Below are 9450 nucleotides of genomic sequence, written 5' to 3' on the forward strand. Positions count from 1 at the left end.
ACTATTTACCAACACTACTTGACATAGAGCCACAAAAAACACCTATTATTACGTAGTTGTGAAATGTCCTTTACCTTAGTCCGCCTTCGGAGTAAGAGGGCAAAGCAAAGCTACTGTAAAATAGGTGTTTATTCATTAGAAAATGTAACAACGAAACGAAGTTAGGCCAAGGTTCTTAAGATAGCTTTTGAATTTTTGCGAGTACCAAATTTAGTTTAGGCTATATTATTTTTATTACTTACTAGCAGCAACATTAGTCCCAGGATTACAGAGGTATTTGATTAATCATCATCTAGCATTAAATAGCAATGGATAAGCATAACATATAGCAGTGAAGGATAGTTCGCCTAATAAAATAATCCAACGATAGGCATTAAATTTAGGTATAAAATTTTGAATAATAATCAATATCAAAGCAACAAACATTAATACCGCGAACCAACCAGATAATAAACGCAATGGTGTCCACCCAAAATGAAATACATATACCCCAAGTGTTTTCCATACAGCTAGACTGGCAAAGATCAAACTAAATCCATATAAGCCAAGCATCAAGTACTGGACAGCTTTTGTTTTAACCCATTGTGCATCATATAACCATTGGATGAACCAAGTGACGATTAAATTCAATAATGTTATATAAATAAATTGCCAAAACCCACTAATAGCGACATTGGCAACATCCGGTGCTTGGATATTTGAAACAGATAGTAGTCGGACTAAATCATAAAAAGCGGTCGTAAAAAACAGACAATATAGGCCAATTAAAATACTCATCAATAATAGGGCGCTAGCTTTTGGAAAAATTTGCAAGCGTATCTTAATCGTGAGTAAATCGGATTTTAATTTTGAATTGAATTTATGCAAAAGCGAACCAAATATTAAGCCCGATAACCATAATCCGATTGGGATAGATAAGATAAAATAAAACAAATAAACAAGCAAATTATCCAGTTGATTGAGTTGGCGAATAAAGTTTAATAGACCACTTAATAACTGATTACTAAGCTGTGCGAAAGTAGGAGACAGTTGACCTAGCTGATTCATCACAAACAAGAAAATAAAAAACAAACTCAAAATACTGATAAGTGTTGCCAACCATTTGAATGGATTAAATTTAGCAGAGCGTAAATGAGTGCGATGATACCATAAAATAATAGGGCGAATTAAAATATTTTGGAAGGGAACCCACCAAAAATGACGTATCAAGTCAAATAATACCCATAAGTTTAATTGCTGATCCACTAAGTTTTGACTACGCATCGCAATATATAAGACAAAAGATAGATGAATCACGAATGCTTGTATGGCCTCAAACTGAGGATGAAAGCCCCAAAGCGAAAGGGCAAGGCCTTGTAATAAAATCATCATCATTATAGTAACTAAATCGCGTCGATAGCTAGCTGTAAATTGATCCCAAGTACGATGAAGACGATAGCAGAGCATCTCGGTAAAGGCCATAATGATTACTGTAAAAGGAAAGTAGTGTATAGTGGACTCAAAGACAGCTATAACATAATAATAAGCAATAAAATAGAATAACCAACTCATTGTACCGATGACTGGAAAGGTAGTGACTGCTTCTTTCAATCTGCCCAAATAATGATGATTCATTTTAGTTGCTTCTTTAATAGAAAAAGCGTCTGATGAAAAGGAGGAATGTTTAGTTTGATTAGGTTCGGTCATCATGCTTCCTCCGTATCTTCAATATACTCTAGAATATCTCCAGGCTGACAGTTTAACTCGCGACATAAGGCATTAAGCGTTGAAAAACGAATCGCCTTAGCTTTATTGTTTTTTAATATAGAAAGATTAGCTGGCGTTAAATCGATCTGTTCTGCTAAATTTCCGGCCGAAATTTTGCGTTTAGCCATTACCACATCTAAATTTATTTGAATCATCTTGTCATCACTCCTAAACGGTATAATCGAGTTCATTTTGCATTTCAACGGCTTTACCAAAAATATTGCGCACGACTCGAATAATTAAAAACATAAAACCAGCCATATATCCTAAATATTGAATCGGATCATAACAAGTGAATCCACAAGCTAAAGCAATAATAGTAAATGACAGCGTTAACCAACCAATTATTTGTAAATAACGGACATTTTCAGCAACAAAGACAATTTCATGACCAATGTTATTAACGAGTTTGTAAAGATAGTAAATACATAGAACACCAATAACAGCAACCATATAACCACTGATTAAAAGAAAATAAAAGCGTAATCTGCCAACGAAATAGCCACCTGGTAATAACATAATTTGTCGGACGATGAATGGTCCTTCCAAAGTCAGCCATAAGCCAACAATTAAGGCTAAAAGCAAAGCAATTTTAGTTAAGATAATACTAAAGTCTTCATGTGTACGAGTTTTATTTTTCATAAGGCTATCCTCCCGATAAATTCTAAGATAAATATAACAGATAATTTATCGAATATCAATAAAAAATAATTGAATTAAGATAAAAATATGTTGATTTAAAATAAAACTAACTAATTATAAAAATATCAGATTAACAACAGAACATAGCTAAGGCTAGACATTGAGCAGTAAGTCCATTGGTTTGCTGTTCTCTTCGATGAACATATAGCGTGAAATGTTTTGGTTTTCTAATGGGGTTAGATTGTAAAATTAAATGCGACAAAATATATAGAACTCATAACAGTTTCGTGGAAAAGGCTAATAACGACAGAATTGCTACTTACCGTTACTAATGCCGACTATTGGCACTTTTTTACAGTCCAAAATAAAAAAGAGGTTAGATATGCCTATGAAATTTTTTTAAAAATTTCTGTTAATTCCCTTTCACTAGGGAAAGGTGCATTCTAGCCTCTTTTATTTAAGTTGGGTTTTACAAATTAAGATTCAGATTTAAAATAGCCAAAAGCTCGATGCATAATCTCGGTAACTAATTCATCATCTTGGTTATAAATTTTGGCTTCCATTAAGCAAATTCCTTGTTGTGGTTTTGTTTTAGAACGTTTAATTTCTTTCATGGTAAAAATACTATAAATACTTTCTCCAGGATAGACAGGGCGCACCCATTTTACGTCTGCTCCGGCTCCCATCATGGCACCAGGTGTTAATGGCAATGTTTCGACTAACATTTTCATATTCACTGCAAGAGTATGCCAACCTGAGGCCACTAAGCGTTTGAAAATCGTGTCTTTAGCGGCAACGGGGTCAGTGTGGAAAGGCTGTGGATCGAATTGTTTAGCGAATTCAATGATGCGTTCTTCACTCATCAAATACGAATCGCTTCGAAACTGAGCTCCTTCCTTAATATCATCTAAATAGGTAACTAATTGAGTCATGTTGAATCGTCCTTTCATGTATTAATTGTTGGCGGTTAACCAATTTATTTTGTCTGTTAATTTCATCATAGCACGAAAGGATAAAATTTTATAAAGAAATGGTTTCGTTTTCATTTGAGGAATATTTATAGTTACTATCTCTTTTACTAATAGTATCATTAAAAATGGTATTTTATATAAAAGGTAATTGACTGATAGGTAAACGATCTATGAGTAATTATTAGTCGACTTCATTATCATTTTAAGAGAGACTTCGTAAATTTCAATCAAATATAGTGTCCATCACAGCATCGTATTACCAAAGGCCCTCTAAATACCCACTGCATCAAAATTAAAGGGTGAGTCATCAAAAATACTACTTCAGCATAACATAAAAAGGCACGCTAGAAACTTTAATTTCTGTGTGCCTTTAAGTTATAGGATTAATTATTGTTCGGTAGGGTTAGTAATTGATCCGGTCATTTCAATAAGAGTGAAAGGATCAGCATGAGAAACGATGTAAACAACATTTCCTACTTGCCATGTAGCTACATTATCTTCATAAGTTAATGAGTCATTGATTCTTAATTTAATTTGTCCGACTACTTCAGGTGCCGGCAAGGCAATTTCTTCTAAATATTCAACAATTTGTTTTGCTAAATCAGGAGAAGAAACACCTTCCTGGTTAGGTGCTTGAATTGCTAAACTCCAGTTGCCTTCTTGCCAATTTAAATAAGTTGATCCCATACCTGCTGTTAAATAACCGGTTATACCATAACCTAAGTCTATTTCTTCGCCTTGATTATCAATGACTTGATTAACAGCTTCTTGAGCGGTTGCTTCATCTTCGTAAACGACACGTTGAAAAGCAGCAATCGGTGTTTTATTATTGAGATCTTGATTGTTGACCTCATACGGTTCGTTTTCTGCATAATAAAATATATTAAAGTTCTCGGTATCGGAAACTTTTGTAGTAGCGGCAGAAAGATAGACAGGCGATTCTGCGGTTAATACTTTTGTTGGTAAGGCTTCATTTTCAAAATAACTTTGTAATTCTTCGACGACTTTCATTGCGTGTTCTTGGGGCGATGTTTCTTGCGCAGTTACAACTGATTGACTAAAAATTCCATTTGACAGCGGCAATATGGGCGAAAATAAAACAATACTAAGTGCTAAATACTTTCTAAATTTTCGCATTTTTATCATCTCCTTACTTTAAGCATATGAAAAATGACAAATAATTCAAATCATAACACTTAATTTAAGGAAATTTTTATAAAATAATAGAGGTGTGATTAAGACTAATTCAATTCGAAAGCAAATATTACTGAATAAGCGTAAAAAGCTAAGGATTATTATCTAAGTCTTAATCCTAAATGGATACTAAAAAGTTTTAGTTACAAACATTATGAACCGTGAATCTTTCATTTAATGTGCATAGAAATTGGCACGGGTTTAACAAATAAATTCCTCCGCTCTTTATCCAAGTCTTAATCTCACTTGGGTTTAGTTGACATACTTCAAGGAATCGAATATCTATCTGATAAATGCTCAATAATACTCACATGATTATATCTTTCAAACCACACAAAATCATTCTCCATGTGTATTTCGCAAGTTAAAACTGAGCCACTTCGCAATTTACAATTGAGCCGCTTTGCAAGTTAAATTTGAGACATTTCGCAATTTAAAACTGAGCCACTCTCATCTTTAAATTATATTTTATCCGGGTTCATATTTTCCAAATCCTCACTTAATCACTTCGCGGTCATCTAAAATGTATCAGCATTTAATTTCATTTACAAGCTGTCAGCTAAGGAAACCTCGGTATTAATACCTAGGAGGAATTAGCGAAATAGACAGCTCTTTTTGTTGATTTTACTAGGTTATCGTTAATGTTTTCACTAAATAGATGGTATAATGTATTTAAGAGGAAAGAGGTGACAAGATGCAGTTAACGAAAACGATTAAAGTGCAATTATACCCAAGTGCTCGTGATATTGAAAAATTCGAAGAAACCCAACAACAGTTTTTAAACGCTTGTAATTTTGTTTCGACATATATCTTTGACCATGACTTTGAATTAGGTCAAGCGACTTTGCATAACGCCTTGTATCGTCAGATACGTCAGGATTTTGGACTGCAATCGCAAATGGCCCAGTCCGTGATGCGTACGGTAATCGCGAGATATAAGACCGTGAAAACACAGTTTAAACAAAAACCTAAGCGTTATAAAGATATCCATACAGGTCAATATCATACGCTATATAAAGACCTTTACCATTTAACGAAACCCCTAGGGTTTAAGCGACCAGTCGCTGTGTTCGTACGTAATCGTAACTACGCTTATCATCAAGACGACACCTATTCACTGACGACCAATCAAGGACGAATTAAAGTGTCTTGTGATAAGCAACATATCGCTTATCTTCAACAATTTAGCCAAAATGCTTACAAGTTCGGTCAAGCTGAATTACTCTGTCGTAAGGGTAAGTGGTTCTTACACGTGTCCGCCAGTAAAGAGATAGACAACCCAGATGAAGCTAATATTCAACGGATTGTAGGCATTGACCGTGGTTTAAGACAGATACTAACGATTGCGGATGATACAGCTCATACTACCTTCTATTCGGGTAAAAGCTTGATAAAGAAAAGACGGCATTTTAAGAAATTGCGCCAGTCCTTACAAGCGAAGAACACCAAATCAAGTCGTAGACGCCTTAAAACAATTGAAAGACGAGAGAACCGCTGGATGAATGATGTGAACCATCAATTATCAAAGACACTCGTTGACCGATACGGGGCCAATACCTTGTTTGTGGTGGAAGATCTTACGAACGTTACTTTTAACACGACTCACCATCGTAAGCAAGATGCACGGTATGAACACCATTCTTGGCGATTCTTCGATTTTGAAGAAAAGTTAATGTACAAAGCTTTAGAAAGTGGTTCGCAAGTTTTAAAAGTATCCGCACAATTTACGTCCCAACGTTGTCCAAAATGCGAATCAATTGATAAAGCGAATAGACAACAAGATAAGCACTTGTTTACTTGTCAGAATTGTGGGTATCAATCAAATGATGACCGTGTGGCAGCTATCAATATTCAAGAATTGGGTCACCGATATCTGTCGAGTGAGAAAAACCCACGGTTTGAAAAAGTTGTGCCAATACAAAATTATTAAAAATAAAACAATATACGGTAAGTGTCTACAGACTGCTTATTGATGGGGTGCCAGTCAACCATCCCTTAGTGTCTTTAAACGGTTGGAGATATTACATCGTTTGTACAACCACCATGTTTAGGACAAACTCTCTGTTTTAACAGAGAGTAGTTGATACTTAGGCTATAAAAAAGAAGACCAAGCACTTGGCTTGATCTTCGCTGCTTAGGATTTATTAAACAAATTAGAATTGGTTGTGGATTACACGTTGTAAGATATCATTGATTTGATCTTGAGTTGCTTTGTTTAAGTATAAAGCATAACCTGATACACGTAATACAGCGTGTGGGTTTTCTTCAGGGTGTTGTAAGATATCAATTAATTTCTCACGGTTTAATACGTTAACGTTTAAGTGGTGTCCACCTTTTTTGAAGTAACCGTCTAACATAGTTGCTAAGTTAGATTTACGGTCAGCATCGTCACGTCCTAATGCTTTTGGATGGATAGCAAATGTATATGAGCTTCCGTCACGAGCATCTTCGAATGGAATTTTAGCAACTGATGATAAAGCAGCTAAAGCTCCTGATTTAACTGAGTTATATTGTGGGTTAGCACCTGGTGCAATTGGTGTCCATGGTTCACGGTAACCAACTACTTCAGGGTTAGAACCTGTAAATACATTACCTAATGCTTTACCATACACGATGTTAGAAGTGATGGTTAAGATTGAAGTTGTAATTTCAGCATTACGGTAAGTTGGTAATTTACGTAAACGTTCCATAAAGTCATGTAAGAATCCAGTTACTAATGAGTCAACACGGTCGTCATTGTTACCGAATGTAGGGAATTGTTCACCTTCAACAACATAATCAACTGGGAATCCATCTTCGTCACGAACAATACGTACTTTAGAGTATTTAACAGCTGATAACATATCCCCAACTAATGCTAAACCAGCAATACCTGTTGCAAAGTAGCGGTGTGGATGTGAATCTAATAACGCCATTTGAGTTGATTCATAAGCATAACGGTCATGTTGACGGTGGATAATGTTTAATGCACGAACATAAACTTTAGTGGTCCAGTCCATAACTTTATCTAATTTTTCCATTAACTCGTCATATTCTAAGTAGTCACCTTTAATTGGTTCTAAACCTTTAATAACAGTTTTACGAGTTTTTTCGTCAACCCCACCTGATACAGCATATAATAAGGCTTTAGGTCCAGAGAAACGAGCTCCGAAGTATTGATGTTCTTTACCCATAACTGAAGGGGACACACAACATGCAATAGCAGCATCTGTTGAATGCATTACATTAGCCATTACTTCGTCGTTTTCATATTGGATAGCTGAAGTATCAATTGACACTTTCGCACAATATTCACGGTATGCACGTGGTAATTTTTCGTTATAGAAAATCGTTAAGTTTGGTTCTGGTGATTCACCCATTGTATATAATGTGTGTAATGCACGGAATGATGTTTTGTTAACTAATGAACGGCCATCATTGTTCATACCAGCGATTGATAAGGTTACCCAAGTTGGCATTCCTGAGAATACTTCGTTGAAGTCTGGTGTACGTGCGAAACGAATCATACGTAATTTCATTACGAAGTGGTCAACTAATTCTTGAGCTTCTTGTTCAGTAATTAAGCCATCTTGTAAGTCACGTTCGATATAAATATCGAAGAATGCGTCCATACGTCCTAAAGAAGTAGCCGCACCGTTAGTTTGTTTTGCACCAGCTAAGAATGCTAAGTAAGTCCATTGAATTGCTTCTTGAGCTGTTTTTGCAGGTTGACGTAAGTCAAATCCATACATGTCACCTAATTGAGCAATTTCTTCTAAAGCACGATATTGTTTAGAAATTTCTTCACGTAATTGCATTTCTTCTTCAGTATACATTTCGCGTTCCATAGCAACCCAGTCACTGTATTTTTCTTTTTTCAAGAAGTCAGTACCGTATAATGCCACACGACGGTAGTCACCGATGATACGTCCACGTCCATAAGCATCTGGAAGACCAGTGATGATTTTGTTTGAACGAGCAGCACGGATGTCAGCATCATAAACGTCGAATACACCTTGGTTATGTGTTTGGATCCATTCTGTAAATTGCATTTCAACTTCTGGATCTAATGAGTATCCATAAGCTTCTAATGCTTGTTTCGCCATACGAACGCCACCGAATGGGTTTAAGCCTTGTTTTAATGGTTTATCCGTTTGTAAACCAACGATTTTTTCTAAGTCTTTGTCGATGTATGAAGCAGGGTATGCTAAGACAGTTGAAACGATTTTTTCTTCCATATCGACTACGCCATGTTCAACTTCATAAGCTAATAAATCTTCGAAAGTCTTGTTTAATTTTTGAGTTGCTTCTGTTGCTTCAGCTAAGAAAGATTCGTCGCCAGTATATTCTGTGTAGTTATCTAAAATAAATTGGCCAACGTCAGTATTCTCGCGCCAAGCAGTCCCTTTAAAACCTTCCCATGCATTTGTCATTGTTTCTGTCATTGCTTTTTCCTCCTGTTTTTGAAAATTGATTCACAATGTTTTTACACTTACATTGTATCGGAAAATAACACAGTCCGTCAAGGCTAGAACCGTCTTTAAACACTGATAATACAATAATTCTGTTTCAAAACGGTGGAACAGTTACTATAAAAAGTTTTTATCTGTACTACTTTGATAGGGTTTTACAAATAATTTTCATTTATAAGTTTGTGAAGTTGGTTTTCTTTTTCACAATATATAAGTAGTTTTCCTTTAACAACATCATTCTTTTATGAAAATAATTTATACTAAATTTGAGTAATATTTGATAATTTCATAGACTTGTCGGTTTGTCATCTGGTTTTCATGACTAATACAGTGTGCTTTTAGTATTTTTGAATAAAAAAAGAAAAATATTATAATGGCAGTAAGGGATGACACCGTTTTAAAAAAGATAAGGACAGGCTTTAACATTAAAGATGTGTAATAAAGGA

General features: G+C 35.2%; 7 protein-coding genes. 1 reads left to right on the forward strand and 6 read right to left on the reverse strand.

Annotated elements, in window-relative coordinates; genetic code table 11:
- Positions 1–288: 288 nt before the first annotated feature.
- From HMPREF2811_RS09825 to HMPREF2811_RS09845, 5 genes are all read right to left on the reverse strand, one after another.
- Complete coding sequence (locus tag HMPREF2811_RS09825) at positions 289–1686, reverse strand: DUF4153 domain-containing protein (protein ID WP_071409170.1); 1398 nt, start codon at positions 1684–1686, stop codon at positions 289–291.
- On the reverse strand, positions 1686–1901 hold the full coding sequence (locus tag HMPREF2811_RS09830; protein WP_066126888.1) for a helix-turn-helix domain-containing protein: 216 nt from the start codon (positions 1899–1901) through the stop codon (positions 1686–1688). The genes HMPREF2811_RS09825 and HMPREF2811_RS09830 overlap by 1 nt, the downstream gene beginning before the upstream one ends.
- Positions 1902–1914: 13 nt before the next feature.
- Entirely contained in the window at positions 1915–2388 is a 474-nt protein-coding gene (locus HMPREF2811_RS09835; RefSeq protein ID WP_071409171.1) for a DUF2975 domain-containing protein, read from the reverse strand.
- A 476-nt stretch (positions 2389–2864) separates the two neighbouring features.
- Entirely contained in the window at positions 2865–3320 is a 456-nt protein-coding gene (locus HMPREF2811_RS09840; RefSeq protein ID WP_071409172.1) for a MaoC/PaaZ C-terminal domain-containing protein, read from the reverse strand.
- A 426-nt stretch (positions 3321–3746) separates the two neighbouring features.
- Entirely contained in the window at positions 3747–4496 is a 750-nt protein-coding gene (locus HMPREF2811_RS09845; protein ID WP_071409173.1) for a hypothetical protein, read from the reverse strand.
- A 751-nt stretch (positions 4497–5247) separates the two neighbouring features.
- Here HMPREF2811_RS09845 and HMPREF2811_RS09850 point away from each other — a divergent pair.
- Positions 5248–6483, forward strand: coding sequence for an RNA-guided endonuclease TnpB family protein (locus tag HMPREF2811_RS09850; protein WP_071409174.1), 1236 nt, complete (start codon positions 5248–5250; stop codon positions 6481–6483).
- A gap of 223 nt (positions 6484–6706) precedes the next feature.
- Here HMPREF2811_RS09850 and pflB read toward each other — a convergent pair whose 3' ends face one another.
- Positions 6707–8977 carry a formate C-acetyltransferase gene (pflB, locus tag HMPREF2811_RS09855; RefSeq protein WP_071409175.1) on the reverse strand — a complete coding sequence of 757 codons (2271 nt, stop codon included), beginning with the start codon at positions 8975–8977 and terminating at the stop codon, positions 6707–6709.
- Positions 8978–9450 lie beyond the last annotated feature (473 nt).

Origin of the sequence: Globicatella sp. HMSC072A10, assembly GCF_001811625.1 — a bacterium.
Taxonomy (GTDB): Bacteria; Bacillota; Bacilli; order Lactobacillales; family Aerococcaceae; genus Globicatella; species Globicatella sanguinis.